At 33.5% G+C, this 25,063-nt stretch carries 25 protein-coding genes and 1 riboswitch; of the genes, 2 read left to right on the top strand and 23 right to left on the bottom strand.

The features are described 5' to 3' along the window. Nucleotides 1-11: 11 nt before the first annotated feature. The 11 genes from ACNQGX_RS00480 to ACNQGX_RS00430 all read right to left on the bottom strand — a co-directional run bounded on the left by ACNQGX_RS00480 (nt 12) and on the right by ACNQGX_RS00430 (nt 9,717). Nucleotides 12-1,148 carry an alpha/beta hydrolase gene (locus ACNQGX_RS00480; RefSeq protein ID WP_417973021.1) on the bottom strand — a complete coding sequence of 379 codons (1,137 nt, stop codon included), beginning with the start codon at nt 1,146-1,148 and terminating at the stop codon, nt 12-14. A gap of 129 nt (nt 1,149-1,277) precedes the next feature. Next, nucleotides 1,278-1,883: a bifunctional phosphoribosyl-AMP cyclohydrolase/phosphoribosyl-ATP diphosphatase HisIE gene (gene hisIE / locus ACNQGX_RS00475; RefSeq protein WP_417973019.1), complete on the bottom strand. Its 606-nt coding sequence runs from the start codon at nt 1,881-1,883 to the stop codon at nt 1,278-1,280. Between the two features lie 41 nt (nt 1,884-1,924). Further along, entirely contained in the window at nt 1,925-2,680 is a 756-nt protein-coding gene (hisF, locus tag ACNQGX_RS00470; protein ID WP_417973018.1) for an imidazole glycerol phosphate synthase subunit HisF, read from the bottom strand. A 23-nt stretch (nt 2,681-2,703) separates the two neighbouring features. Further along, nucleotides 2,704-3,009, bottom strand: coding sequence for an NIPSNAP family protein (locus ACNQGX_RS00465; RefSeq protein WP_417973016.1), 306 nt, complete (start codon nt 3,007-3,009; stop codon nt 2,704-2,706). Nucleotides 3,010-3,015: 6 nt separating this feature from the next. Beyond that, nucleotides 3,016-3,741 carry a 1-(5-phosphoribosyl)-5-[(5-phosphoribosylamino)methylideneamino]imidazole-4-carboxamide isomerase gene (gene hisA, locus ACNQGX_RS00460; RefSeq protein WP_417973014.1) on the bottom strand — a complete coding sequence of 242 codons (726 nt, stop codon included), beginning with the start codon at nt 3,739-3,741 and terminating at the stop codon, nt 3,016-3,018. Nucleotides 3,742-3,811: 70 nt separating this feature from the next. Continuing rightward, the gene (gene hisH / locus ACNQGX_RS00455) at nt 3,812-4,393 is read right to left on the bottom strand and encodes an imidazole glycerol phosphate synthase subunit HisH (RefSeq protein ID WP_417973012.1); all 582 of its coding nucleotides are present in this window, start codon (nt 4,391-4,393) and stop codon (nt 3,812-3,814) included. 109 nt (nt 4,394-4,502) lie between these two features. Next, the gene (hisB, locus tag ACNQGX_RS00450; RefSeq protein WP_417973010.1) at nt 4,503-5,639 is read right to left on the bottom strand and encodes a bifunctional histidinol-phosphatase/imidazoleglycerol-phosphate dehydratase HisB; all 1,137 of its coding nucleotides are present in this window, start codon (nt 5,637-5,639) and stop codon (nt 4,503-4,505) included. A 27-nt stretch (nt 5,640-5,666) separates the two neighbouring features. Then, entirely contained in the window at nt 5,667-6,722 is a 1,056-nt protein-coding gene (gene hisC / locus ACNQGX_RS00445) for a histidinol-phosphate transaminase (protein WP_417973008.1), read from the bottom strand. Then, on the bottom strand, nt 6,712-8,004 hold the full coding sequence (gene hisD, locus ACNQGX_RS00440) for a histidinol dehydrogenase (RefSeq protein ID WP_417973006.1): 1,293 nt from the start codon (nt 8,002-8,004) through the stop codon (nt 6,712-6,714). Before hisD ends, hisC begins: the two co-directional genes overlap by 11 nt. Nucleotides 8,005-8,082: 78 nt before the next feature. Then, nucleotides 8,083-8,940 carry an ATP phosphoribosyltransferase gene (gene hisG, locus ACNQGX_RS00435; protein WP_417973004.1) on the bottom strand — a complete coding sequence of 286 codons (858 nt, stop codon included), beginning with the start codon at nt 8,938-8,940 and terminating at the stop codon, nt 8,083-8,085. Nucleotides 8,941-9,216: 276 nt separating this feature from the next. Beyond that, on the bottom strand, nt 9,217-9,717 hold the full coding sequence (locus ACNQGX_RS00430; RefSeq protein ID WP_417973002.1) for a hypothetical protein: 501 nt from the start codon (nt 9,715-9,717) through the stop codon (nt 9,217-9,219). Nucleotides 9,718-10,122: 405 nt separating this feature from the next. Here ACNQGX_RS00430 and ACNQGX_RS00425 point away from each other — a divergent pair, with 405 nt between their 5' ends. Continuing rightward, nucleotides 10,123-12,222, top strand: a complete 2,100-nt coding sequence (locus ACNQGX_RS00425) for an LTA synthase family protein (protein WP_417973000.1) — start codon at nt 10,123-10,125, stop codon at nt 12,220-12,222. A gap of 57 nt (nt 12,223-12,279) precedes the next feature. Here ACNQGX_RS00425 and ACNQGX_RS00420 read toward each other — a convergent pair whose 3' ends face one another. Then, nucleotides 12,280-13,278, bottom strand: a complete 999-nt coding sequence (locus ACNQGX_RS00420; RefSeq protein ID WP_417972998.1) for a zinc dependent phospholipase C family protein — start codon at nt 13,276-13,278, stop codon at nt 12,280-12,282. Nucleotides 13,279-13,375: 97 nt separating this feature from the next. On the opposite strand from ACNQGX_RS00420, the gene ACNQGX_RS00415 reads away from it, so the two are divergent. Further along, the gene (locus ACNQGX_RS00415; RefSeq protein ID WP_417972996.1) at nt 13,376-14,125 is read left to right on the top strand and encodes a YoaK family protein; all 750 of its coding nucleotides are present in this window, start codon (nt 13,376-13,378) and stop codon (nt 14,123-14,125) included. On the opposite strand, the gene ACNQGX_RS00410 is transcribed toward ACNQGX_RS00415, so the two are convergent. The 11 genes from ACNQGX_RS00410 to lpxA all read right to left on the bottom strand — a co-directional run bounded on the left by ACNQGX_RS00410 (nt 14,109) and on the right by lpxA (nt 24,979). Continuing rightward, nucleotides 14,109-15,065 carry a YeiH family protein gene (locus tag ACNQGX_RS00410; protein WP_417973377.1) on the bottom strand — a complete coding sequence of 319 codons (957 nt, stop codon included), beginning with the start codon at nt 15,063-15,065 and terminating at the stop codon, nt 14,109-14,111. The two genes, ACNQGX_RS00415 and ACNQGX_RS00410, sit on opposite strands and share 17 nt — an antisense overlap. Before the next feature lie 96 nt (nt 15,066-15,161). Then, nucleotides 15,162-16,058, bottom strand: a complete 897-nt coding sequence (locus ACNQGX_RS00405) for a LysR family transcriptional regulator (protein WP_417972994.1) — start codon at nt 16,056-16,058, stop codon at nt 15,162-15,164. A gap of 19 nt (nt 16,059-16,077) precedes the next feature. After that, a complete protein-coding gene (locus ACNQGX_RS00400; RefSeq protein WP_417972992.1) occupies nt 16,078-18,105 on the bottom strand; it encodes a hypothetical protein in 2,028 nt (675 codons plus the stop codon). Between the two features lie 64 nt (nt 18,106-18,169). Next, nucleotides 18,170-18,916: a 3-oxoacyl-[acyl-carrier-protein] reductase gene (gene fabG / locus ACNQGX_RS00395; RefSeq protein ID WP_035672321.1), complete on the bottom strand. Its 747-nt coding sequence runs from the start codon at nt 18,914-18,916 to the stop codon at nt 18,170-18,172. Nucleotides 18,917-18,990: 74 nt separating this feature from the next. Then, on the bottom strand, nt 18,991-20,313 hold the full coding sequence (locus ACNQGX_RS00390; protein ID WP_417972990.1) for a Na+/H+ antiporter NhaC family protein: 1,323 nt from the start codon (nt 20,311-20,313) through the stop codon (nt 18,991-18,993). Between the two features lie 63 nt (nt 20,314-20,376). Next, nucleotides 20,377-20,473, bottom strand: a riboswitch (SAM-I-IV-variant riboswitch). 128 nt (nt 20,474-20,601) lie between these two features. Further along, nucleotides 20,602-21,024 (bottom strand): hypothetical protein, encoded by a 423-nt coding sequence (locus ACNQGX_RS00385; RefSeq protein ID WP_131916670.1) that lies wholly within the window; start codon nt 21,022-21,024, stop codon nt 20,602-20,604. A 215-nt stretch (nt 21,025-21,239) separates the two neighbouring features. After that, nucleotides 21,240-22,112: a succinate--CoA ligase subunit alpha gene (gene sucD, locus ACNQGX_RS00380; RefSeq protein WP_131916671.1), complete on the bottom strand. Its 873-nt coding sequence runs from the start codon at nt 22,110-22,112 to the stop codon at nt 21,240-21,242. Nucleotides 22,113-22,206: 94 nt separating this feature from the next. Continuing rightward, entirely contained in the window at nt 22,207-22,569 is a 363-nt protein-coding gene (locus tag ACNQGX_RS00375) for a nuclear transport factor 2 family protein (RefSeq protein ID WP_131916672.1), read from the bottom strand. A gap of 1 nt (nt 22,570) precedes the next feature. Beyond that, the gene (locus ACNQGX_RS00370) at nt 22,571-23,500 is read right to left on the bottom strand and encodes a UDP-3-O-(3-hydroxymyristoyl)glucosamine N-acyltransferase (RefSeq protein ID WP_417972987.1); all 930 of its coding nucleotides are present in this window, start codon (nt 23,498-23,500) and stop codon (nt 22,571-22,573) included. A 68-nt stretch (nt 23,501-23,568) separates the two neighbouring features. Further along, nucleotides 23,569-24,135 (bottom strand): elongation factor P, encoded by a 567-nt coding sequence (gene efp, locus ACNQGX_RS00365; RefSeq protein WP_417972985.1) that lies wholly within the window; start codon nt 24,133-24,135, stop codon nt 23,569-23,571. A gap of 58 nt (nt 24,136-24,193) precedes the next feature. Beyond that, a complete protein-coding gene (lpxA, locus tag ACNQGX_RS00360; protein ID WP_131916674.1) occupies nt 24,194-24,979 on the bottom strand; it encodes an acyl-ACP--UDP-N-acetylglucosamine O-acyltransferase in 786 nt (261 codons plus the stop codon). Nucleotides 24,980-25,063 lie beyond the last annotated feature (84 nt).

Here is a 25,063-nt window from a genome sequence, read left to right as displayed (position 1 = left end):
AAATCGTGTAGCTACGTTTCTTTTGTATTAAAAAACAACCATTCTATTGCTTTAGGGAATTCATCACTCCAATAGGTTTCGCTATGTTTCCCTTGCCTTTTAATGCTTAGATTAATCTTTGATTTGTCTTTTACAAATTCGCTTGAAATCAAATTATCTTTAAAACTTTTTATGTGTTCAATCATTGTATCACTTTCATCACCGCCAGCATACAAATAGATTTTGGTATCGGCAGTATTAGCTTTATCAGAATTGATTTTTAATTCCGGAACTACCCAAAGTGATGGTGAAAAAATCATTAATTTGCCATACACTTCAGGGTTTCTTAATCCGCTAAAAATACTTACCAATCCGCCCATCGAGCTTCCTCCTATTCCGGTAAATTCCCGTTCTTTTTTGGTTCGAAAGGTACTGTCAATAAATGGTTTTAGCGTATCCGTTACAAATCGAATGTATTTCTTGCCTTGTCCTTTACCTAATGCTGTTTTCCCAACATTATATTCTTTTATACGATCTTCTTCGGCGTGCTCTATCGCTATAATTATAATTTTTCCAATTTTGTACTCTGACATAACAGCCAGTTTTTTGTCAATTTCCCAATTGCCAAATTCGGCTGATTCATTAAATAAATTTTGGGCATCCTGCAAATACATCACGGGATAACTTTCACTTGAATTGTCATAATCATGAGGCAACAAAGCCCAAATTTTTCTTGTTTTGTTGAGCTGAGGAATTAAAAATTCATCTGAAATCAGCTGAACTTGTGGCAAAAATGATTGTTTAAAAGGCAACCAATTTTTTCGCCATCTGGCAACATGTTCTTTTTGAATACCAGTATGATTAAGTGTCGAACGATTTTCGGTACGATTGCCGTGGCTGTCAATTTCCACTTCACTCCAATCCCCTTTAGTAAATTTATACAAAAGGACGACAGGATAATCAAAATCGTGCAAAAATTTATAATGGTATAAGTTATTGCCAATTTTTTCCATCATAAACGCTTTGTCCTGCGTACGCCAATTATTGAAATTCCCTGAAATATAAACAGGTCTTGCATCATCTTCGTCAGTTGTAAGGATTATATATAGCCCCGTATTTAGTATTGGATCGTTTAATTCTTGTGTCAATGTGGTATTATCTAAATTCATCACTTGCATTGTGGTACTTTAATTTTAAAATAATAGTAAATATAGTGGATTGCAATTTGAAATAAAAGAAAAAAGAAAACCCAATAGTATATTATTTACTATTGGGTTTAAATATGAAAATTGAGTAAACTAATTTTTCTTCTGGCGACTTTTTAGGACTTCAACAACATCATTTAGCTTAAATCCTTTGGCTTGCAACAATATAAGGTAATGAAAAAGCAAATCAGCACTTTCGCTCAAAAACAAATCATCATTATCATCTTTCGCTTCAATAACCACTTCAATCGCTTCCTCGCCTACTTTCTGTGCAATTTTGTTCATTCCTAGTTTAAATAAGGAAGCAACATAACTTTTTTCAGAATCAGCATTTTCTCTTCGAAGTTGGATTGTGTCTTCTAAATTTGAAATAAATCCATAATCAGGTTTGTTTTCGTCTGCCCAACACGTATCAGTTCCTTTATGACATGTTGGCCCTTCTGGTTTTACCTGTATCAATAAAGTGTCATTATCACAGTCGTTTTTGATGTCAATCAGATGGAGAAAATTGCCGCTTTCCTCTCCTTTTGTCCAAAGTCTTTGTTTCGTACGACTATAAAATGTTACTTTTTTAGTGTCAACTGTTTTTTGATACGCTTCGGCATTCATAAAACCCAGCATCAAAACCGTTTTAGTTTCGCTATCTTGAATTATGGCAGGAATTAATCCGTCTGTATTTTTTGAAAAATCTATGTTCATTTTTTTTTAAGTATTAAGTAGTGAGAATTAAGTATTAAGACTTAAATTCTAACCTCAATGTTGTTGTTTTTAAGGGCTGTTTTTAATGATTTGATTTCAATTTCTTTAAAATGAAATACACTTGCAGCCAATGCGGCATCAGCTTTTCCTTTTTTGAATGTATCAATAAAATGCTGTATGTTACCTGCACCACCAGAAGCTATTATTGGAATATTTACTAATTCTGATAATTTTGCCAAAGCTTCATTGGCGAATCCGTTTTTGGTTCCATCATGATCCATGGAGGTAAAAAGGATTTCGCCTGCGCCACGTTCTTCAACTTCTTTTGCCCAATCAAACAAATTCAATTCTGTAGGTACTTTTCCGCCAACTAAATGAACAATCCATTGTCCATCAATTTGTTTAGCATCTATGGCAACTACCACACATTGACTCCCAAATTTCTGTGCCAAATCATTAATCAACTGCGGGTTTTTCACAGCAGATGAATTAATGGAAACCTTATCAGCTCCATTTTGCAGTAAAATTTCAACATCTTCAACAGATGAAATTCCACCACCAACGGTAAACGGAATATTAATCGTCGAAGCTACTTTTCGCACCAAATCCACCAAGGTTTTTCTTCTTTCTTCCGTTGCCGAAATATCCAAAAAAACCAATTCATCGGCTCCTTCATCCGAGTATATTTTGGCTAATTCCACCGGATCTCCTGCATCACGCAAGTCCACAAAATTAACACCTTTTACGGTTCTTCCGTTTTTTATGTCGAGACAGGGAATAATTCTTTTTGTAAGCATTCTATTTATTGTTAAAAGTCTTTTTATTCAAATACTGGGCGCAAAAAGGTTCTTTCATAGCTCAATATGCACCTTGTATCTTCTGCAATTTTAAAAGCCTCTATACATTCATGATCTTCCAAAATTAGTTTTCTGTAATTCTCATATTCGGATAAGTTAGGAAACGAAAACATGGCAAATGCTATGTTATTTGCTCCTTCAGAAGGCATGAAATAACCATGATGCTGTCCTCCAAAACGATTAACTAACTTAATCCATCTTTTGCCATAATCTTCAAAAACATCCAATTGAAAAGGATCGATAGTGTATTTTAAATAACAAGTTATCATGTTTTATTATTTGTTGATTATATAATTTTCTAATTGTTTCAATGAAATTCTTCCTTCGTAAATTGCTTTTCCGATTATTGTTCCTTCACAACCTAATTCGGCTAGCCTTGGCAACTCGTCAAATGTAGAAATTCCTCCGGAAGCAATCAATTTTATGCCGCTGGCTTCAGCCAAAATTTTTGCATACAAATCAAAGCTGGGTCCTTCAAGCATGCCATCTTTGACAATATCTGTACAAATAACATACTGAATTCCTTTGCTTTGATAGTCTTGTATAAATGGAACTAAATCTTCATCAGAATCTTCCAGCCAGCCAGAAACGGCTACTTTTTCGTTATTGGCATCCGCTCCCAAAATGATTTTATCAGAACCATATTCGGCAATCCATTTTTCGAAAATTGCTCTATTTTTCACGGCAATACTTCCGCCAGTAATCTGATTGGCACCACTTTCGAAAGCAATTTTTAAATCAGCATCCGATTTTAATCCGCCTCCAAAATCAATTTTCAATTTAGTTTTTGTGGCAATTTGCTCCAATATTTTATAATTGACAATTTGACTGGATTTTGCACCATCCAAATCAACCAAATGCAAATATTCGATTCCGTGTGCTTCGAATGATTTCGCCACTTCAAGTGGATTTTCATTGTATATAATTTTGGTATTGTAATCGCCTTTTGACAAGCGAACACATTTTCCGTCTATGATATCTATTGCAGGTATTATTCTCATTGAGATTTCAGATTTTAGAGTGCAGATTTTAGATTTTATTGTTATTGAAATTGATTTTTGCCATTGCTATTTATAACTTCAAAAAGTTTCCAAGGATTTGTTCCCCTACATCACCACTTTTTTCAGGATGAAATTGTGTTCCGTAGAAATTATCCTTTTGCAAAGCTGAGGCATATTCAACTTCATAATCTGTTGTAGCAATAGCTACGGGACAGCTCGGAGCATAAAAACTATGAACCAAATACATGTACTCGTTTTCAGAAACACAATCAAATAAAGGCGATTTCAGATTGTAAATTTGATTCCAACCCATTTGTGGGACTTTCACTTTTGGAGTGAATTTGATCACATCAACATCAAAAATTTCCAAACCTTTTGTATTCCCTTCTTCCGATTTGTTGCACATCAATTGCATACCCAGACAAATTCCCAAAACGGGTTGTTTTAAGGTTGGAATCAATGTGTCCAAACCACTTCCGATAAGCATTTTCATGGCGTAACTCGCTTCACCAACGCCTGGAAAAATAACTTTATCGGCTGTCTTAATTTCGTCAGGATTATTACTCAAAACCGCTTTGAATCCCAACCTTTCGATGGCAAACATAATACTTTGAATATTTCCTGCCCCGTAATTTATGATTACTATTTTCATTTATTTAGTCTTAATGTTGTAAAGTCAAAAGTCATAAAGTCAATTTCAATATCAAAAAAAATCATTTTTAAAGTTCTTTCGACTTTAAGACTTTCGGCTTTTGACTTAATTAAAGCATTCCCTTCGTACTAGGCAAAATCATTTTTTCGGTATCGCGTTTTACGGCTACTTTTATTGCTTTTGCAAAAGCTTTAAAAATGGCTTCAATTTTATGATGTTCATTAGTTCCTTCCGCTTTGATATTAATGTTTGCTTTAGCACCATCCGAGAAAGATTTGAAGAAATGATAAAACATTTCCGTCGGCATTTTACCAACCATTTCACGTTTGAATTCAGTTTCCCAAACCAACCAGTTTCTACCTCCAAAATCAATAGCCACTTGTGCTAAACAATCGTCCATTGGCAAACAAAAACCGTAACGTTCTATTCCTAATTTATTTCCTAATGCTTTTGCAAAAACTTCTCCAAGTGCAATCGCAGTATCTTCGATAGTATGGTGTTCATCCACTTCCAAATCTCCTTTTACAAGGATTTCTAAATCCATTTGTCCGTGACGTGCGATTTGATCCAGCATATGATCAAAAAAAGCAATTCCGGTATCTATTTTACTTTTTCCGGTTCCATCAAGGTTCAACTTGATGAAAATATCCGTTTCGTTAGTTTTTCTTTCTATTGAAGCAGAACGCTCTTCTAATTTCAAAAACTCATAAATTACTTTCCAATCTGTAGTTTGCAAAGCAATAACCGAATCGAGTTCTTCTCTTTTTGAGGCTATTTCATCCCCACCCAATCCTTCGTCTGTGTTGATGAAAATCGCTTTTGAGCCCAAATTTTTTGCCAATTCCACATCAGTTATTCGATCGCCTATTACGAATGAATTTTCTAAATCATATTCCGGATTATCAATATATTTTGTCAATAAACCCGTTGCAGGTTTGCGTGTCGGTGCATTTTCGTGCGGAAATGTTTTATCAATTAATACTTCTTTAAAAACAACTCCTTCATTTTCAAACGCTTTCATGATTAAATTATGAACTGGCCAAAAGTTAATTTCCGGATGAGAATCAGTTCCCAAGCCATCCTGATTCGTAACCATCACGAGTTCAAAATCTAGTTCCAAAGCAATTTTACCAAGATATTGAAAGGCGTTTGGATAAAATTCTAATTTTTCGAAACTGTCTAATTGATAATCGTTTGGTTCCAAAACCATTGTTCCGTCACGATCTATAAAAAGTATTTTTTTCATTTTTTTAATATTTATCCCTGTTAGGGTTTAAGACCCTAACAGGGTTATTACTTCCATTAATTTTTTATTTTCCAATTCGGTTCCAACGGTAAAACGCAAACAATTATCGCATAACGGTTGGGTTGTTCTGTTTCGAATTACAATTCCTTTTGCAATCAATTCATTGTATCTTTTATTGGCATCATCCACTTTCACCAAAATAAAATTTGCTTCTGTAGGATAGATTTTTTTGACGAAATTTACATCAAGTAATACTTTTAGTAATTCTTCTCTTTGTGCTATAATAGATGCTATTTCAGTTTTTATCTTATCCGAATCGTTCAAACGAACAATAGCTCTTTGTTGTGTTAATTCGTTTACATTATACGGAGGTTTTATTTTATTTAAAACTGAAATTACTTCTGCAGATGCATAACAAATTCCCAATCGAATTCCTGCCAGACCATACGCTTTTGATAACGTTTGAGTAATCACCAAATTTGGATATTCATCTAATTCATTAATCCAACTTTCCTTTTTTGAAAAGTCAATATAGGCTTCATCAATCACAACCAAACCTTTAAAATTTTGCAAAAGATACGCAACACTTTCATCCGAAAATGAATTCCCGGTTGGGTTATTTGGAGAACACAAAAAGATGATTTTAGTTTTTTCATCAACAGCTTCCATGATTTTCTCAATCTGAGGTTGAAAATCTGAAGAAAGCAAGACTTCTTTATTTTCAACGGCATTGATATTAGCCAAAACGCCGTACATTCCGTAGGTTGGTGGCAAAGTAATTACATTGTCTGTTTTTGGTTCACAAAAAGCCCTGAATAACAAATCCAACACTTCATCACTTCCGTTTCCAAGTAGAATTTGATTTGGTTTTACATTTCTTTGCTTAGCTAAAATAGCTTTTACACTCATTTGTTGAGGATCCGGGTACCGATTTACACCGTTTTCAAAAGGATTCTCATTGGCATCCAGAAAAATCATATCTGCAGTATCAAAATCCTCAAATTCATCGCGAGCCGAAGAATACGGTTTCAATTGCTTTACGTTTTCTCTGACTAAATTATTTATATCAAAATTATTTTCCATCCTCAATTACTTTTAATCGTAATGTAACTGCATTTTTGTGTGCTTGTAAACCTTCCGCTTCTGCCATGATTTCGATAGCTTTACCGATGTTTTGTATTCCTTTTTTAGATATTTTCTGGAAAGTCATCGCTTTGGTGAAACTATCCAGATTTACACCGCTATAGTTCTTGGCATAACCGTTGGTTGGTAAAGTATGATTGGTTCCTGAAGCATAATCTCCAGCACTTTCAGGTGTATAATTCCCTATGAATACAGAACCCGCATTTTGAATGCCATTGCTGTAAAAATCATCAAATTCTGAACAAATAATAAAGTGTTCTGGTCCGTATTCATTGATTAATTCCAAGGCAATTGTATCATTTTTCACAAAAATTAATTTTGAATTCGCAATGGCTTTTTCGGCGATCGCTTTTCTTGGCAAAACTTCCATCTGTATTTGGATTTCTGCTTCTACAGCATCAATTAATTTTTTGGAAGTAGAAACCAAAATCACCTGACTGTCCGCTCCATGTTCTGCTTGTGACAATAAATCAGAAGCTACAAAAGCAGGAACTGCAGTGTCATCAGCAACAATCAATAATTCCGATGGTCCGGCAGGCATATCGATAGCTACTCCAAACTGAGTTGCCAATTGTTTAGCAACGGTCACAAATTGATTTCCTGGTCCAAAAATTTTATAGACTTTCGGAATCGTTTCCGTTCCAAAAGTCATTCCGGCAATAGCTTGAATTCCGCCAACTTTAAGAATTTTTGTTACTCCACATAGATTCGCAGCATATAAAATAGCTGGATTTATATTTCCGTTTTTATCCGGAGGAGAACATAACACAATTTCGTTACAACCAGCAATTTCTGCAGGAACTGCAAGCATCAATACAGTTGAAAATAAGGGTGCAGTTCCTCCTGGAATATACAATCCTATCTTTTGAATAGGTCTTTTTTCCTGCCAGCACTTTACTCCTTCGATTGTTTCTACAGATACTCTATTTGTTTTTTGAGCAGTATGGAATTTTTTAATATTTGATTTAGCTAATTGAATAGCATCTTTCAATTCGGTAGAAATTGACGCAATTGCTTGGTCAATTTCAGTTTTTGAAACCTCTAATTTATCGATTTTAGCACCGTCAAAAAGCGACGTATATTTTGCAACAGCACTATCTCCTTTTTTCTGAACTTCCTTAAAAATTTCTTTTACAGTAGCTTCAATATCATCAACAGTTTTTGTAGGTCTTTCTAAAATAGAAGACCAAGTTTCCGGTTTTGGATTGTATATTTTATTCATTGTTTTTTAGTTTTTAGTTAATCCGTTAAAAGTTATGGATTAGGACGCATAACTCTTAACCCAGAACACTCAACTGTTCTATAATACCATTTTTTCAATTGGACAAACCAAAATTCCTTCGGCTCCAACTTCTTTCAACTGATCAATCACATCCCAGAAAGTATCTTTGTCGATTACGGAGTGTACGCTGCTCCACCCTTCTTGTGCCAGAGGCAAAACGGTTAAACTTCTTAATACTGGAAGAATTTTTCCTACAGCATCAATTTTGTCATTTGGAATATTCATCAAGATATACTTCGATTTTCTTGCCCTTAAAACGGATTCGATTCTGAATTTTAATGTATCGATTATTTTTTGAGATTCAGGACTTACTTTTGGAGAAACAGCCAAAACCGCTTCACTTTTAAAAATAACTTCAACCTCTTTTAGATTATTTTTAAACAAAGTACTTCCACTGGAAACAATATCAACAATGGCATCTGCTAAACCAATGTTTGGAGCTATTTCTACCGAACCGGAGATTTGGTGAATATCGACTGTTACTCCTTTAGAATTAAAAAAATCAAGTACTGTTTTAGGATAGGAAGTTGCAATACGCATACCATCTAAATCTTGAATTGATTTGTAATTAAATGCTTTCGGGACTGCAACGGATACTTTACATTTTGAAAAACCTAATTTTTGAATTACTTCAATATTGTTTCCTTTTTCAACTAATAAATTATCGCCAACAATAGCAATATCTACAACTCCATCTATTAGATATTGGGGAATATCCGAATTTCTTAAATATAAAACCTCTAATGGAAAATTTGATGCTTCGGCTTTTAATTGGTCGATACCGTTATCGATTGAAATACCTGCATCTTTAAGAATTTGAATGCTGTCTTCGTTTAAACGTCCTGATTTTTGAATTGCAATTTTTAATGTACTCATTTTGTCTTTTTTGTTTTTGTTTAAAATATTTTGATTGAGTACAAATTTTGGGTAATAAAAAACCCGTTTGATGTACTCAAACGGGTTTTTAGAATATGATGATTTACACACATACCATTAACACATCGCTTGAGAGCAATAATGAAAATGATGATGATGCAATTGATTTGTAAACATTTTTGTGTGTTTTAGAATTAAATTCTTTTGCAAATATAAGAGATAAATTATTTAAAAAACTATTTTTATTTTAACTTAATGACGTAAAATTGTTACGATTTACTTTTTATTCAATTCTGTTTCAGCAGAATCTGTATCATTTACAATTTTGGCACTGCCATCTTCTCTAATTTCAGTATGACGAATTTCACCGCCAGAAGTCCCTACGTTTATTGAAATAATTCCAGCTAGTAAAGCCAGAACAAGCGTAATAAATGAAAATATTTTAGCCAGTCGAAACTTTTTTATAGCGGCTACAAATGAAATTAATGCAAAAACTCCCGTTATATAAAGTACTAAAGCAAATTTCTCAGCTAGTTCTTCATGTTCATGGATAATTGCTTTACCAATATTTGGAAAATCCTCAACCATTTCCTCTGCTCCCTCGCCAGTTCCCATACTGAGTGCCCCAAAAATTGCAGCAACAATAAATAAAATATAAGCCGTATTTTTTACGGAACTGTTTTTTAAAAATATTCCTGTGATTAAAATTCCAATTCCAAAAATGGTTCCGATAATTGGAAAATGGTTTACGACCATGTGTAAATGAGCATCATTCATAATTTTTATTTAAAGTTTAATCTCTTTAGGTTTTATTCCTCGAAGCTCTGCTTCTTTATTTTTTTACCACAGATTTCATAAATTTTTTGTTTGTGTCAATGGCAATAATTGTACCGCTAAATTACCACTTCTTTTGTAGTAATTAAACCTCAAATCAATATTTTTTAAAACCGAATTTCCAGATTTTACACTCTTAAAAATATCCGTGTAATTTACCCCAAAACCATATTGATTCGCATTAAAGTGACTAAATCAAAATAAAACGTGTAAAACTATTTCATTTATAATTAAACACCAAAATTTGTGAAAAATTTTAAGTTATTAATGTTTTTTCACAAAATATTAAGCAATTCTTAAAAAATAATACTAAAAATTATATATACTTTTGCATCTAAAAATAGCACTATGAATTTTATCAAAAAATCATCCCCTTTTTATTATTTATTACTTTTCTACATTGCCGTAAGCTTTGTTTTAAGGATTGTCCTATTTTTTCATCCCATAACACAAACCACATTTACTTGGACTGATGCGCTGTCCCTATTTATTTTCGGGTTTATATCTGACTTTTTTATTTTTATTTTACTTAGTGGCTTTTTATGGCTCTATCTTATTTTTATATCAAATTCTAAATATTTGAAACCATACGGTTACATCATTTTTGGTTTATTGGTAGCCTTATTACTCTATGTTATATTTGGCAATACTATTCTTAATGAATATGGTGGCGCCTTACCTAAAATTGGCATTGCTTTTATAGCAATCAAAACCGTTTTATTTGGATTATTGCTTTTCCTGCCCAAATACCGCAGCCAAATCAGATTTTGGCTGTTCTCCTTTGTGATTTTTCTCTACGTGGTTTTAATTTTACAAAATGGAATCAGTGAATACTTTTTCTGGAATGAATTTGGCGTTAAATACAATTTTATAGCGGTAAATTATTTGATTTACACCAATGAAGTCATTGGAAATATCATGGAATCGTATCCTGTCATTCCTCTATTTTCCGGACTGTTTATTATTGCTGGAATTGTAACCTATCTAATTGTAAAAAAATCAAAAAACTATATTGAAAGCATTCCTGCTTTTGTAGAAAAAATAAAATTGTCCGGGATTTATTTAGTGTTGTTTGGTCTTTCTTTATTGGCAATACCATTTTTATCCACCAAAGAAAATTCTCAAAATATTTTTGCAAATGAACTTCAGGCAAACGGTATTTACAAATTCTACTTGGCATTTATGAATAGTGAATTGGATTATTTCAAATTTTACAAAACAGTTCCCAGTAGTGAGGCCTTTGCTCAATTAAAACAACAAATTCCTTCCATTTCAGGAGAAACAACTTTGAGACAAATAAAAAATGAAGCTGCCGAAAATCATAAAAACGTAGTTCTGATAACTATTGAAAGTTATAGCGCGGAGTTTATGAAAATGTATGGCAACGAGAAGAATATCACTCCGTTTTTAGACAGTTTGGCAACCAAAAGTTTAGTTTTCACAAACCTATATGCTGTAGGCAACAGAACGGTCCGTGGGCTTGAAGCCGTTACTTTATGTTTCCCTCCTACTGCCGGCGAAAGCGTTGTGAAAAGAAAAGACAATAAAAATAAATTCTCCACTGGAAATATCTTCAAAGAAAAAGGGTACAATGTAAAATATCTTTACGGCGGCGATGCTTTTTTTGATAATATGGAAGATTTCTTTACAGGAAACGGTTATGATATTGTAGATAAAAAAACATTTACCCCTGAAGAAATCACTTTTTCGAATGTATGGGGCGTTTGTGACGAGGATATGTATAACAAAGCAATCAAGGTAATGAACACAGAAGCAGCAGCGAATAAGCCGTTCTTTAATCATATAATGACGGTAAGCAACCACAGACCATTCACGTATCCAAATGGAAAAATTGATATTCCGGGTGATGCAAAATCCCGTGATGGTGGTGTAAAGTACACGGATTATGCGATGAAAAAATTCTTTGATATGGCAAAAAAACAGCCTTGGTTTACCAATACCGTTTTTGTAATTATTGCCGACCATTGTGCTTCCAGCGCAGGAAAAACAGAACTTCCGGCAGATAAATATAGGATTCCTGCCTTAATTTATAGTCCTGGTTTTGTTGAACCAAAAAACTATACTAATCTGATGTCACAAATTGATATTATGCCAACGGTATTTGGACTATTGAATTTTGATTACCAAAGTAAATTTTATGGCCAAGATGTTTTAAAACCAGATTATAAACCTCGAGCTTTGATTGCAACCTATCAGGATTTAGGATTGATTAAAGACAATGTTTTAACGATTATTTCCCCAAAACAAAAAGTGAAACAATTTCAATTGACTTTGAAACCAAACCAGGAAGTAGCTCGTGATTTCCAAATTCATTACGATCAAATACCGTTGTCAAAAGAAAGAACAGATTTAGTAAACGAAACGATTTCATACTATCAAACCGCCTCGGATATGTTAAAGAAAAAGAAATACCAAAAAATTAATTGACATAAAAAAAACGGGTGAAATTAAAATCTCACCCGTTTTCTAATTGGAAGTATAACGTTACTCTTTTTCGTTTGTCAAGCCAAAAAGATTCCCTTTTTCAAAAGTTTTTAAATCCTTTTTCAAAGTTTTGCTGTTGCGTTTTGTAAGTTCGGTAGCATCAAGATTACTTAAATCCGGTTTTCCTGCATTTACCCAAGCCGTATACCAAAAACTCGCCGTTGCAGTAATGGCTTTTTTCATTTGTTTTTCAACCATACCATTCAACTCCGTGTGGAATTTACCGGCATATTCATCTGAATATAACATTCCACCATATTTGTTTTTTACAATATTTCCAGTTGCATCTGTTACATACATTTTGTTTTCAGCAGTTGCGGTTCTTAGTTTTTTATCCGCAGCCAATAAAGGCTCCACCAAACTGTGGGTATCAAAAATGATATCCCAAGTTGCTTTGTCCACATCCTCTAAATATTTTCCTTGCGCTACAATCAATTTATAATCTTTAGCAAACAATTCCGGCAAACGACTTTCCCACAAAGAATGAATTCCTTTTTGATTGGTATTTTGTCCATCGTGATTGTCTGAAGTATGCAACGGCATGTGCGCATCCGCAATGTAATGCCCTAAATCAGCTGTAATAAATAATATTTCGTTCTTTCTTTTGTCCTTGAAAGCCTTTGTCAATTTGACCATCATATCCTGAATATACCAAGGTAATATTCCGTTTTTAGTCAAAAACTTCTCATCGTATTTTAGTTTCGCTTCTTCCATCGTTTTAGGAAAAGTTTCTACTGCACCAAAATTCTCCATATCAAAATAATGACGAGGTGGCTCTGCTTTATCATTCAAAACATTTCTTCTCAAATCTGGAACGGTAGATTCTTGCGTGATGAAATCAATATGATTGTAAAAGAAAGTCTGTAATGGTTTTGGAAGTGCCATTACCGCCGCTCTATTGATTCGTTCATGTCCAATAATTCCCCATGACAAAAGAAAAAAAGCAACTCCAAGAGTAGATAACGCGATAAACGTAGGTCTAATTTTAAAATTTTTCATTAAATTTATTTTTTTGAAGTGCAAATGTATTTCTTTAAATCGTTATTAGAAAAAATTGGGTTTAAGATTCTGTTAATTAAAAAAGAAAACTATAAATATGTTTCGACATCAAGGAAAAAACAGAACTTTTATTCACAATCTTCGTTTAGCCACTTTATTATCTTTTGTTGCCGGAATTGTAAATGTTACCGGAGTTTTATCGATACAAACATTAACTACCAATGTTACGGGGCATTTCGCCTACTTTGCCGAAGAAATCATGAAGCGGGATTATGCAGCCGCAATTACCTTTTTTGTATTCACTATTTTCTTTTTGTTTGGCGCTTTTACCTCTAATTTTTTAGCGGAATTGATTTCCAAGAAACATCCAAATTTATCTCATGTCATCCCTATTTCTCTGGAAATGATTGTTTTGATTGGTGTTGGGGTTTTCGGAGCACAATCAGCATTATCCAGCATTGAAGGGAAATGGATTGCTTTTTCGATGCTTTTTGCCATGGGAATACAAAACTCTTTGGTAACCAAAATTTCTCAATCTACAGTTAGAACAACCCATTTAACGGGGCTTTTTACTGATTTGGGAATTGAACTGTCTCAATTATTTTTCTATAAAAAACCAGAAGAAAAGAAAAAATTAAAAACCAGTATCTATCTGAGATTATCCATTATTACGTTCTTTTTTATCGGCTGTTTTTCAGGTGGTTTCCTTTATAATTTATTGGAAATGAAAACCCTTTTTGTTGCCGCAACTTTTTTATTAATTGCGCTTTTGTATGATTACATCCGATTGCAATTTCATGTTATCAAACGAAAAACCTTTCATCATAAAACTATTTTAGATAAATAATCGAGACCAAAGTAGCTATTGCTATAAATGTCCAAAGCAAAATTCCCTGCGCAAGCGGTTTCAATCCCACCGATTTTAAAACAGTTCTATTTAATCCGGCTCCAATCAAAAACAAAGTCACCGTCAGACCAATTTTGGCAACAGAAACCAAATGCGGTGCCATAATCTTAATTTGTGGCAGATACGTATTAGCAATCATCGCCAAAATAAATAATCCGATAAAATAAGGAATTTTTATTTTCCCCGATTTATTTTTAAAAATAAAAGCAGTAATCAATGCTACAGGAATAATCCATAACGCACGGGCTAATTTTACCGTTGTGGCAATTTGTAATGCTTCCGGACCATATTTACTGGCTGCTCCTACCACAGAACTCGTATCATGAATGGCAATGGCGCACCATAATCCAAACTCTTTTTGAGATAAATCCAACCAATCACCCACGGCGGGAAACAAAAATAAAGCCACCGAATTCAGAATGAATATCACTCCCAAAGCAACTGAAGTTTGTTTTTCATTTGATTTGATTACGGGCGCAATAGCAGCAATGGCACTTCCGCCACAAATTGCCGTTCCGCAAGAAATTAAATGAGATGTTTTCTTTTCCGTTTTAAACCATTTCCCCAGAAAAGTCCCTAAAACCAAAGTACTGAAAATAGAAATGACAGTAAACAAAAAGCCTTCTTTACCAGCAGAAACAGCACTGTGGACATTCATTCCAAAACCCAGTCCTATTACCGAAAACTGCAATAAAAAATGAGTTGCCTTATGATTCAATTCTAAAAAAGGATGCCCAAAAAGGTTGGCTACAATCAATCCTAACACTAAAGCAATTGGCGGAGAAACAAAAGTTGATGTGCAGAACAATAGCAATGCAACAAAAATGAGTTGCTGTAATTTGGCATTTATTTTAAAAAAAATAAAGGATTCTTTCTGAATTACTTTTTGATGCGTTTCCAATGAAAAGTTGTTGAATTATTACAGTACAAAGGTGAGCATATAAAACTATTAATGCCAATCGCAAATTATAATCTGCTATAACTTTAAATTATAATGATTCGAAATGTTTTGGATAAACAAATCCGATAGCGAATCGGTTTTTCCTTGTAACGTAATGACATAAAAGAAACGTTCTATGATTAAATCTTTAATGTCTAATATCGCCAGTTCATTGTTTTTAAGTTCTTTTTTTATCGCATGAATGGATATAAAAGCCACACAATCAGAGTTCATCAAATAGGATTTTATGCTTTCCGTACTTCCCAATTGCATTTCAATTATTAATTCTGATAGTTTAATTTCAAATGGTTTCAACGCATGTTCAATAACTTCAAGTGTTCCTGAGCCTTGTTCCCGCATTAAAAAATGCATCCTTTTAAGATCTTCCTGAGTCACTTCATCAAGACTGACTAATGGATTGGAACTCTTACAGACTAAAACCAATTCGTCTTTTAAAAACTCGGTATATTTAATAGACTTGTTTTTTGATTGCCCTTCAACTATACCTATTTCAATTTCCTGTTTTAATAAAGAGTTTTCTATTTGTTCCGTATTTCCATTCAGTAAATTCACTTTTACATCTTGCAATTTTTGATGGAAACGAGCTAAAAGCGGCGGAATTATATACTGAGAGATAGTTGTACTGGCTCCTAATCGTAACAATCCGGAACGTTGATTAATCAGCGTGCTCATATCAAAATCTATCTCGCGGTATACTTCAAAAATATTTTTGGTGTGTTTTAATAATACTTCACCGGCGGTTGTCAGTGAGATTTTAGAACCATTTCTATCAAACAGTTTGATTTTATATTGTTCCTCTAATTCCTGAATATGTTTGGAAATCGCAGGTTGCGTAATAAACAATTCCGTTGCAGCTTTAGTGAAACTCAAACGGTTGGCAACGGTATAAAACACTTTTAGTCTAAAATCCATGTTGTTTAATTGTATTTTATTACAGTAATCCGTTGTATTTTCGAACAAACCATTCAGTTGCCAGCAAAATTGAAATTAAAACCAATAACCAAATCCAATCAATCAAAGGAGTTTTAGTAATAATGTTCTTCTGTATCGCTTTATATTCCTCATTTTCTAAAAGCGTTTTAATCAACACATCTACTTGATCCGAAAAATACGCTTTTCCTTGTGTTTGTGTGGCTAATTGTGTCAATTTCTCCACATCGGGATTGACAAATTGCTTTTCGATATCAAAATCAAGAATTTCAAAACTACTGGAATACGTCGTTTTAGAATTTAATTCTTTTACGGTAAACGCATAAGGACCGGCTTTCAATCCGTCAAGATTGACTTTATAGGAATTATTTCCTTTTAATAAATCGTAATTTTTCGTTTGCTTGGTTTTGGTATTTGTTACCGCAATAGTCAAACGGGCTTTTTCATCAAACTCATAATTTTTATTAAAAAATTGCGCGGTTATTTCAATGGGTTCATCTGAATTATAGAAACTTTCATGTTCAACCACTAATGATTTTTTAGAATTATTCGAAGCCAAAAATTGAATAATCTTATCAATAAAAACATCATATTTTTCAAAAGATTGATTGTTGACGTGTGTTTGCAAGCGCCATTTCCAACTGTTTTCTCCCAAAAGATAAGCGGATCGCCTGCCTTGATTTTCTGTAAAAGCCAGTAAAGGCGCATTCGTATCTATTGTTCTAATTTTGGATGAAAGTAAAACTGATACCGTTCCTTTTGTAGTTACGGTTCCAAAAGCATTTTGTAAAGGCGGTAAATTTTCAAACCCGATATTATCAATGGCAAACAAATTAAACTGAGTATTAAAAACCGACAAATAATCTTCTTTTTGTCCGCTCATTTTAAAGCTCAAATTATCCTGCTGCTGATTCAGAAAATTAAAATCGGTGTTGTTTCCAGTAATAATAAACGTGTTGATTCCGGCACCTTTATTATTCTCAAAAATGGTTTTGAATTCGGTTGTTGGCTGGTATAAAATTAAAACATTAAAATCTTGCAATGTTTTGACTTCATTTGGCTTAATGATTGTTACTTTACGTTGTACATTAGATTCAATGGCCCTTTTTAGCGCCCCTAAATCAGGATGATTTATAGCAGATACTATAGCAATATTTGTTTTTTGATCTATAACTTCAACCGCAAAATTCTTGGTATTATTATACGTATTTTTTTCCTTTTCTTTCGATGAAATAGAGGCTTTAAAAACCTGTAATCCTATTTTATCAGCCGGTAAAAGCACACTTACAATTGCCGTTTTTTTGGAAGGCGAAAAGGTAATAGATTGTTTACTGAATACCGAATTTCCTTGCGAAATGATGAAATCAGCTGTTACGTTTTTTGTTCCTGAATACTGTAAAAAAGCTTCTACAGGAAATTTATTTTTGTGAAAAGCGTATTTGTTAACGTTCAGCTGATTGATTTTAAAATCTAAAAAAGTCGTTGTATCACCTACAATTACGGGATATATTTTATTCACAACATCAAAACTATAGACATAATCATTCCCGGAAGTTTGATTTCCATCAGTAATTAAAACCGCTGGATAGATTGCATTTTTATAAATACTTTTTAGATTTTTGGCAACAACATCAATATTAGTTTGGGTTCCTTTAAAATCAAATGTTTCTGTAGGTTTAAAATCATCTGAAAACTGATACGATTGCACGTCGAATTTCTCTTGTAAATCCGAGTTTGATTGTATTTTTTTATACAATTCCAATGCTTTTTCATTGGCATTCAAAAACGAAATAGAACTCGAATTGTCAACAACAATCGGTAAAGGCGTTTTTACGGTTTCAAGCGTATTTTTGGTTATTATTGGATTAATCAACAATAATAAAATTCCAAAAATGGATGAAAAACGCAAAAAAGCCAAAAACCAACCGATTTTCGATTTGTTTTTGGCTTTGTAGATATATTGAAAAAATGACAAACCGCCAGCTATTAGTAAAGAAAGAAGTAATAATAGTAAAGTGTTTGTTGTCATATTTTAGTAGTGTTCAGTCATCAGTATTCAGCAACTGAGCACTGATGACTGATCACTATTTTTTTTAGGTAAGCATTCCTCCACAAACATTCATAACCTGTCCCGTTACGTAAGCACTCATGTCTGAAGCAAAGAAAAGACACGCATTGGCAACATCTTCAGTCGTTCCGCCACGTTTCAACGGAATTCCGTCTCTCCATCCTTTTACAACATCTTCGTTTAATTTAGCCGTCATTTCTGTTTCTATAAATCCTGGAGCAATTACATTGCAACGAATGTTACGAGATCCTAATTCCAATGCTACTGATTTAGAAAAACCAATAACTCCCGCTTTAGAAGCAGCATAATTAGTTTGTCCTGCATTTCCTTTCACCCCTACTACTGAACTCATATTGATTATAGAACCAGAACGTTGTTTCAGGAAAGTACGTTGAATTGCTTTGGTCATATTAAAAACCGATTTCAAGTTAACATCAATTACTTGATCGAAATCTCCTTCAGACATACGCATCAAAAGGTTGTCTTTAGTAATTCCGGCATTGTTAATTAGAATATCAACCGTTCCAAATTCAGCTAAAACCGCATCAACAAAAGTTTGCGCTTCATTAAAATCGGCAGCATTTGATTGGTATCCTTTGGCTTTAATTCCAAGCGCATTCAATTCATTTTCTAATGCCAAAGCTGATTCTACAGATGAGCTGTAGGTGAATGCTACATTTGCTCCATGTTTTGCAAAAACTTCAGCAATTCCCTTTCCAATTCCGCGACTCGCACCTGTAATTATGGCTACTTTTCCTTCTAGTAATTTCATATTCTATCGTTCGTTTGTATTTTTTTTTATAAGACAAATATAACAATTCAATTCAAAAATTTTATGTCAAAAGCTTAAACTTTCAAAAATCTATTTATCGATTTATCCCAAAAATCGCTGTAAATGGCAATTAAAGTAACTAAAAACAAAAATAAGAGATACCAAGCATTACTGAGTAAATCTAAGAAATTCAGTTTACCATTAGCAAAACTTAAAATCAACAACACTTGAGCGCCATAAGGCAAAATTCCTTGTACAATACAAGCAAAAATATCCAGTAAAGTTGCTGTTTTTTTAGAGCTCAAATTATACTCATCATTAATTTCTTTGGCTATAGAACCAGTAATAACAATGGAAACCGTATTATTGGCGATAGCCATATTAGTAAAACTCACTAAGGTACCAATTCCCATTTGCGCCGATTTTTTGTTTTTAATTCTTGATTTAATTTTGTGAATGACAAAATCAATTCCACCTGCTTTTTCTACCAATGCCGCTAAACCACCCGTAAGCATGGATAACAAGAATATATCGGTCATGCTCGTAAACCCTTCGTATATTTTTTGTGCAAACACTAAAATAGTAAAATCGGCACCAATAATTCCAATAATTCCTGCTACCACAATTCCGATGATTAAAGTTGTGAAAACATTAATTCCAATTATGGCAAGGACAATCACTAGCAAATAGGGCAAAATAGTCACTAATTCGTAGCTCGATTTTGGAATAGCGACAGCCGTAACTTCCGAATTTAATCCTAAATAGAAAAGTAAAAAAATGGTAATTACCGAAGCCGGAAAAGCGATGAACAGATTTACTTTAAATTTATCTTTCATTTCGCATCCCAAAGACTGAGTAGCCGCAATGGTTGTATCAGAAATCATCGATAGATTATCCCCTAACATGGCGCCCCCCAATAAAGATCCCGCGATTAACGCAAGCGGAGAACCGCTTTTTTCAGCAAGACTTACCGCAATTGGTCCTAATGCTACAATTGCACCAACTGAAGTTCCTGTAGCAGTCGAAAGAAAAGAAGCAATCAGGAAAATTCCTAATGGAAAATAAGCCACATCAATATTGTTGATACCTAAATTCACCACAGAATCAACTCCTCCCATTGCTTTAGTGACAGTGGCAAAAGCGCCTGCAAGCAAATAAATCAAACACATGGTGATTATTTTACTCTCGCCACAACCGGAAATTAGAGTATTTACTTTGTCTTCTGTTGATTGTTTGAAAAGTAAAAAAGCAGCTATAATCCCTAATAAAACCGCTACTGGAGATGGGAATGCATAAAAATCATTAAGCCAAATTCCAGCTCCTAAAAAGGTTAAAATAAAAATAAATAACGGAAGTAATGCCAATGCATTTCCTTTTAGTTGAATTTTTTTTGTCATAAATAATGGTATAAAATGAATCCATTACCACGACTAACAAATAAACCAAAATATAAAAATGATTAAAACAACATTTTTTCCAAAGGATTTGGCTTATCGTTTTAGCACCTTGCTTGTTGTTGCAGGTTGCTATCCTTTTAAAGGATTCGTGATAACGGGTGCAAAAGTAATTAATTATTTATGAAATAATTTGGATTTCATTCAAAAAAAATAATAATTCAGAAAAAAGCGTCACATAAAAATGTGACGCAATTATAATTAAAATATTGGAAAACAGACTTTAAACAATTAAAAAGCTACATTCCATTTTGGCAATCTTCCATTTTCGTCAAGGAAATTTTGTAAAACTTGTCCTTCTACAAATGTTGGGATTGCTTTTGTTTTATCGTTGAATGTCTCATACCAAACCACTTCTAGCGTGCTGATATCTTCGATTTTCATTTGTGCTGGCCAAGAATATTTTCTTCCTGTTTTTGCAAATTGGTGTCCTTCTACAATTTTTTCTTTTAGACCACCATTTTTAATTTTCAAAGTTCCATCATTTTGAACAGTTCCAGTAGAACCAACCATAATCAACTCTTTTTCCTCCCCTACAGAATACACTAAAAACACTCCAGATCCTTCTGAAGCATTACAAACTTCTGCTAGACTGTCCTCTGTAGTAAATGAAAACTGATTGGTAACTTTGAATTTTTTTAACTCTTTGTACATATTATTTTATTTTTATTTGAACTGGCTTCGGCAAAAAAATACCCCACAAAATCGTGAGGCCCATTAGAAACCATTCGTTTATGTTTGTTCTTATTAGGATTACATCTGAAAAACAGATGCATTTAATAAAGTGCAAAGATATTTCTTTAATTCAATTTATAATAAAAAAGCCCCACAAATTGTGAGGCTTTTAAAATATTTAATTAGAGTTTAGATTAACCTAAAACTTCTTTTACTTTTTTACCAATTTCAGCTGGAGAATCTACCACGTGAATTCCACATTCTCTCATGATTTGTTTCTTAGCTTCAGCAGTATCGTCAGATCCACCAACGATTGCACCTGCATGTCCCATTGTACGTCCTGCTGGAGCGGTAACTCCTGCAATGAATCCTACAACCGGTTTACGGTTACCATCCGCTTTGATCCAATGAGCAGCATCAGCTTCTAATTGTCCACCAATTTCACCTATCATTACGATACATTCCGTTTCAGGGTCATTCATCAATAATTCAACTGCTTCTTTTGTAGTAGTTCCAATGATTGGGTCTCCTCCAATACCAATTGCAGTAGTGATTCCTAATCCTTGTTTTACCACTTGGTCAGCAGCTTCGTACGTTAATGTTCCCGATTTAGATACAATACCAACAGTTCCTTTTTTGAAAACAAAACCTGGCATAATACCAACTTTAGCTTCACCCGGAGTAATTACACCTGGACAGTTTGGACCTATTAATCTAGAATTTCTTTCTTTAACGTAACTATTTGCTTTTATCATGTCAGCAACAGGAATTCCTTCAGTAATTGCAATAATTACTTTAATTCCAGCATCTGCAGCTTCCATAATTGCATCAGCAGCAAAAGCAGGCGGTACAAAAATGATAGTCGTATCAGCTCCTGCTTGTTCTACAGCATCTTTTACAGTATTGAAAACTGGCCTGTCTAAGTGAGTTGTTCCCCCTTTTCCTGGAGTTACACCACCAACAACGTTAGTACCGTACTCAATCATTTGAGAAGCATGGAAAGTTCCTTCGCTTCCTGTAAAACCTTGAACAATTATTTTGGAATCTTTATTAACTAAAACACTCATGATATATTTTTTATGTAGTTTTTAAAATTGTTATGCAAAAGTATAAAATAGTAATCAGTAATCAGTATTCAGTATTCAGTTTTTTGCTACTAAATTATGATAATTGACTCATTTGATACCCTCGAAATAGTTTATTGTCTTTTATTTGCCAAATAACCATAAAATGCGCCAATAACATTTCTTCTCTAGGATTCTCTATCGTTTTCACAAAATGAGAGTACCGTACCGAAATTAAATCATTTTCAGACATAATATGACTAATTCTAACCTTTGAACGAACATAGGCTTTACTTAAATCATTAGACAGGCTCAATAAAGAATCATAATCCAATTGGATAAATCCCTTACTGCTATTCCATTCAACGATCACTTCAGGATGCAAAAAATCTTTTATGACTTCGCTATCGATAAGAGCATCTGATTTGTAAAATTTCTGAACGACTTCTTTAGCAGACATATTATTTTAGTTTATTTAGAATTTCTGGTATCTTCTTGATATTAGCCAATTGTTTCAATTTTTCTCTTGATTCTTCAATTGGTGTACCAAAATAGGACTTTCCTCCTTCTACTGATTTTGTAACTCCCGTTTGACCAAGAATAACTGCCTTTGCTCCTATCGTGATTCCGCTGGTGGTTCCTACTTGTCCCCAAATAGTAACTTCGTCTTCAATAATAACACAACCTGCAATTCCGGTTTGTGAAGCAATTAAACATTTTTTTCCAATAACAGTATCATGACCTACATGCACTTGATTGTCAATTTTTGTGCCTTCGCCAATAGTGGTATCGCCAGTAACTCCTTTATCAATCGTACAAAGAGCTCCAATACCAACATTATCTTTAATGACCACTCTTCCACCGGAAAGTAATTGATCGTATCCTTCAGGACGTTTTTTATAATAAAACGCATCAGCACCAAGAATGGTTCCTGCGTGAATCATTACATTATCGCCAATTACGGTATAATCATAAATCGAAACATTAGAATGAATCAAACAATTCTTCCCAATAACAACATGATTCCCTATGAATGTATTAGGCTGTATTATAGTTCCTTCACCTATTGAAGCTGAAGCAGCTATTGAAACATTCGAAAATTGAAATGGCTTGAAATAGTTCGTTAATTTATTAAAATCCCTAAATGGATCGTCTGAAATCAACAACGCTTTTCCTTCTGGACACGCTACATTTTTATTGATTAAAACAATAGTTGCTGCTGAGTTTAATGCTTTATCATAATACTTAGGATGATCCACAAAAACAATATCGCCTGATTCAACAACATGAATTTCATTCATTCCTGTCACTGGAAAATTCTTATCACCAACATATTCACAGTCGATGATACTTGCAATTTCTTCTAAAGTGTAAACTTTTTGGAATTTCATAAATTTAATATTCGGTTTCAATATTCAGTATTCAGCCCATTTGCAAGCTGAATACTGAACATTGTAATCTACTCTTTTACACGTTCCATGTAAGAACCTGATGCAGTATCAATTTTAATTTTATCTCCTTCATTAATAAACAAAGGAACATTTACAGTTGCACCAGTTTCAACAGTTGCTGATTTTGTTGCATTTGTAGCAGTATTTCCTTTAATTCCTGGTTCTGCATAAGTCACTTCAAGAATAACAGATGCCGGCATATCTACAGAAAGAGGTAAATCAGTTTCTGTATTGATACTTACCATTACATTTTCTCCTTCTTTCAATAAATCTGGAGAATCCAAGATGTTTTTATTCAAAGTAATTTGTTCGAATGATTCAACATTCATAAAATGAAATTGATCACCTTCTGGGTATAAAAATTGAAATTTATGGTTTTCTACTCTAACTTCTTCAATTTTGTGACCCGCCGAAAAGGTGTTGTCTAATACTTTTCCGTTAGTCAAACTTCTCAATTTAGTTCTAACAAAAGCAGGACCTTTTCCTGGTTTTACGTGAAGAAATTCAATGATTTTGTAAATATCGTTGTTGTATTTAATACACAATCCGTTTTTAATATCTGATGTAGATGCCATTATTTTTTTATTTTTATTACTATTTTTATTTTTGGTAACTGAAAACTACTTTAATTTTTTAGTAGTTCCCCGAATATCCTTTCATTACTCCTCTTGATGAATTTCGAATAAAATCAATGATTTCATCTCTTTCCGGTGTCGCTTCCATCTCTGCTTCAATAATACCTAAAGCTTGAGTTGTATTGTAATTTTTTTGATACAGAATTCTATAAATATCCTGAATTTCTCTTATTTTTTCAGTTGTAAAACCGCGTCTTCTTAATCCAACAGAATTAATCCCAACATACGACAAAGGCTCTTTTGCAGCTTTTGTAAATGGCGGAACATCTTTTCTTACTAAAGATCCACCAGATATCATCGCGTGATCTCCAATGTGGATAAATTGATGGATTGCTGCCAAACCGCCAATAACAGCAAAATTACCAACTGTCACGTGACCAGCCAAAGCTACTCCGTTTACAATAATAGCATTATCGCCAATGTGACAATCATGAGCAATGTGTGCCGTTGCCATTACCAAACAATTATTACCTAAAGTAGTTTGTCCGGATGCAATTGTTCCTCTATTGATCGTTACACATTCTCTAATGGTACAATTGTCTCCAATTATTGCTAAAGAATCTTCTCCACCAAATTTTAAATCCTGTGGAACCGCCGAAATAACTGCGCCAGGGAATATATTACAATTTTTTCCAATTCTTGCGCCTTCCATAATGGTAACATTCGAACCTATCCAAGTTCCGTCTCCAATAACTACATTATTGTGAATGGTGGTAAATGGTTCGATGACAACATTTTTGGCGATTTTAGCGCCTGGATGAACATAGGCTAGTGGTTGATTCATCTGCTTTTTTTATTTTTTTTATTTTTCAGAATACAAACGTTACTCTCATTTTTTCAAATGGAGGATTTTAGTTTTAATCTAAAT

This window comes from Flavobacterium glycogeni (assembly GCF_048286775.1).
Lineage (GTDB): Bacteria > Bacteroidota > Bacteroidia > Flavobacteriales > Flavobacteriaceae > Flavobacterium.
This window is presented reverse-complemented; position numbering and strand designations above follow the sequence as displayed.

Coding starts and splice junctions, on each gene's coding strand:
- ACNQGX_RS00415 (WP_417972996.1), top strand. CDS start 13,376: ATGTTTCGACATCAAGGAAAAAACAGAACTTTTATTCACAATCTTCGT.
- ACNQGX_RS00430 (WP_417973002.1), bottom strand. CDS start 9,717: ATGAATGATGCTCATTTACACATGGTCGTAAACCATTTTCCAATTATC.
- fabG (WP_035672321.1), bottom strand. CDS start 18,916: ATGAAATTACTAGAAGGAAAAGTAGCCATAATTACAGGTGCGAGTCGC.
- ACNQGX_RS00405 (WP_417972994.1), bottom strand. CDS start 16,058: ATGGATTTTAGACTAAAAGTGTTTTATACCGTTGCCAACCGTTTGAGT.
- ACNQGX_RS00375 (WP_131916672.1), bottom strand. CDS start 22,569: ATGTCTGCTAAAGAAGTCGTTCAGAAATTTTACAAATCAGATGCTCTT.
- ACNQGX_RS00385 (WP_131916670.1), bottom strand. CDS start 21,024: ATGTACAAAGAGTTAAAAAAATTCAAAGTTACCAATCAGTTTTCATTT.
- ACNQGX_RS00465 (WP_417973016.1), bottom strand. CDS start 3,009: ATGATAACTTGTTATTTAAAATACACTATCGATCCTTTTCAATTGGAT.
- ACNQGX_RS00400 (WP_417972992.1), bottom strand. CDS start 18,105: ATGACAACAAACACTTTACTATTATTACTTCTTTCTTTACTAATAGCT.
- ACNQGX_RS00420 (WP_417972998.1), bottom strand. CDS start 13,278: ATGAAAAATTTTAAAATTAGACCTACGTTTATCGCGTTATCTACTCTT.
- ACNQGX_RS00425 (WP_417973000.1), top strand. CDS start 10,123: ATGAATTTTATCAAAAAATCATCCCCTTTTTATTATTTATTACTTTTC.
- ACNQGX_RS00370 (WP_417972987.1), bottom strand. CDS start 23,500: ATGAAATTCCAAAAAGTTTACACTTTAGAAGAAATTGCAAGTATCATC.
- ACNQGX_RS00480 (WP_417973021.1), bottom strand. CDS start 1,148: ATGAATTTAGATAATACCACATTGACACAAGAATTAAACGATCCAATA.
- hisC (WP_417973008.1), bottom strand. CDS start 6,722: ATGGAAAATAATTTTGATATAAATAATTTAGTCAGAGAAAACGTAAAG.
- hisA (WP_417973014.1), bottom strand. CDS start 3,741: ATGAGAATAATACCTGCAATAGATATCATAGACGGAAAATGTGTTCGC.
- efp (WP_417972985.1), bottom strand. CDS start 24,135: ATGGCATCTACATCAGATATTAAAAACGGATTGTGTATTAAATACAAC.
- sucD (WP_131916671.1), bottom strand. CDS start 22,112: ATGAGTGTTTTAGTTAATAAAGATTCCAAAATAATTGTTCAAGGTTTT.
- hisD (WP_417973006.1), bottom strand. CDS start 8,004: ATGAATAAAATATACAATCCAAAACCGGAAACTTGGTCTTCTATTTTA.
- hisB (WP_417973010.1), bottom strand. CDS start 5,639: ATGAAAAAAATACTTTTTATAGATCGTGACGGAACAATGGTTTTGGAA.
- hisH (WP_417973012.1), bottom strand. CDS start 4,393: ATGAAAATAGTAATCATAAATTACGGGGCAGGAAATATTCAAAGTATT.
- hisF (WP_417973018.1), bottom strand. CDS start 2,680: ATGCTTACAAAAAGAATTATTCCCTGTCTCGACATAAAAAACGGAAGA.
- hisG (WP_417973004.1), bottom strand. CDS start 8,940: ATGAGTACATTAAAAATTGCAATTCAAAAATCAGGACGTTTAAACGAA.
- ACNQGX_RS00390 (WP_417972990.1), bottom strand. CDS start 20,313: ATGACAAAAAAAATTCAACTAAAAGGAAATGCATTGGCATTACTTCCG.
- lpxA (WP_131916674.1), bottom strand. CDS start 24,979: ATGAATCAACCACTAGCCTATGTTCATCCAGGCGCTAAAATCGCCAAA.
- hisIE (WP_417973019.1), bottom strand. CDS start 1,883: ATGAACATAGATTTTTCAAAAAATACAGACGGATTAATTCCTGCCATA.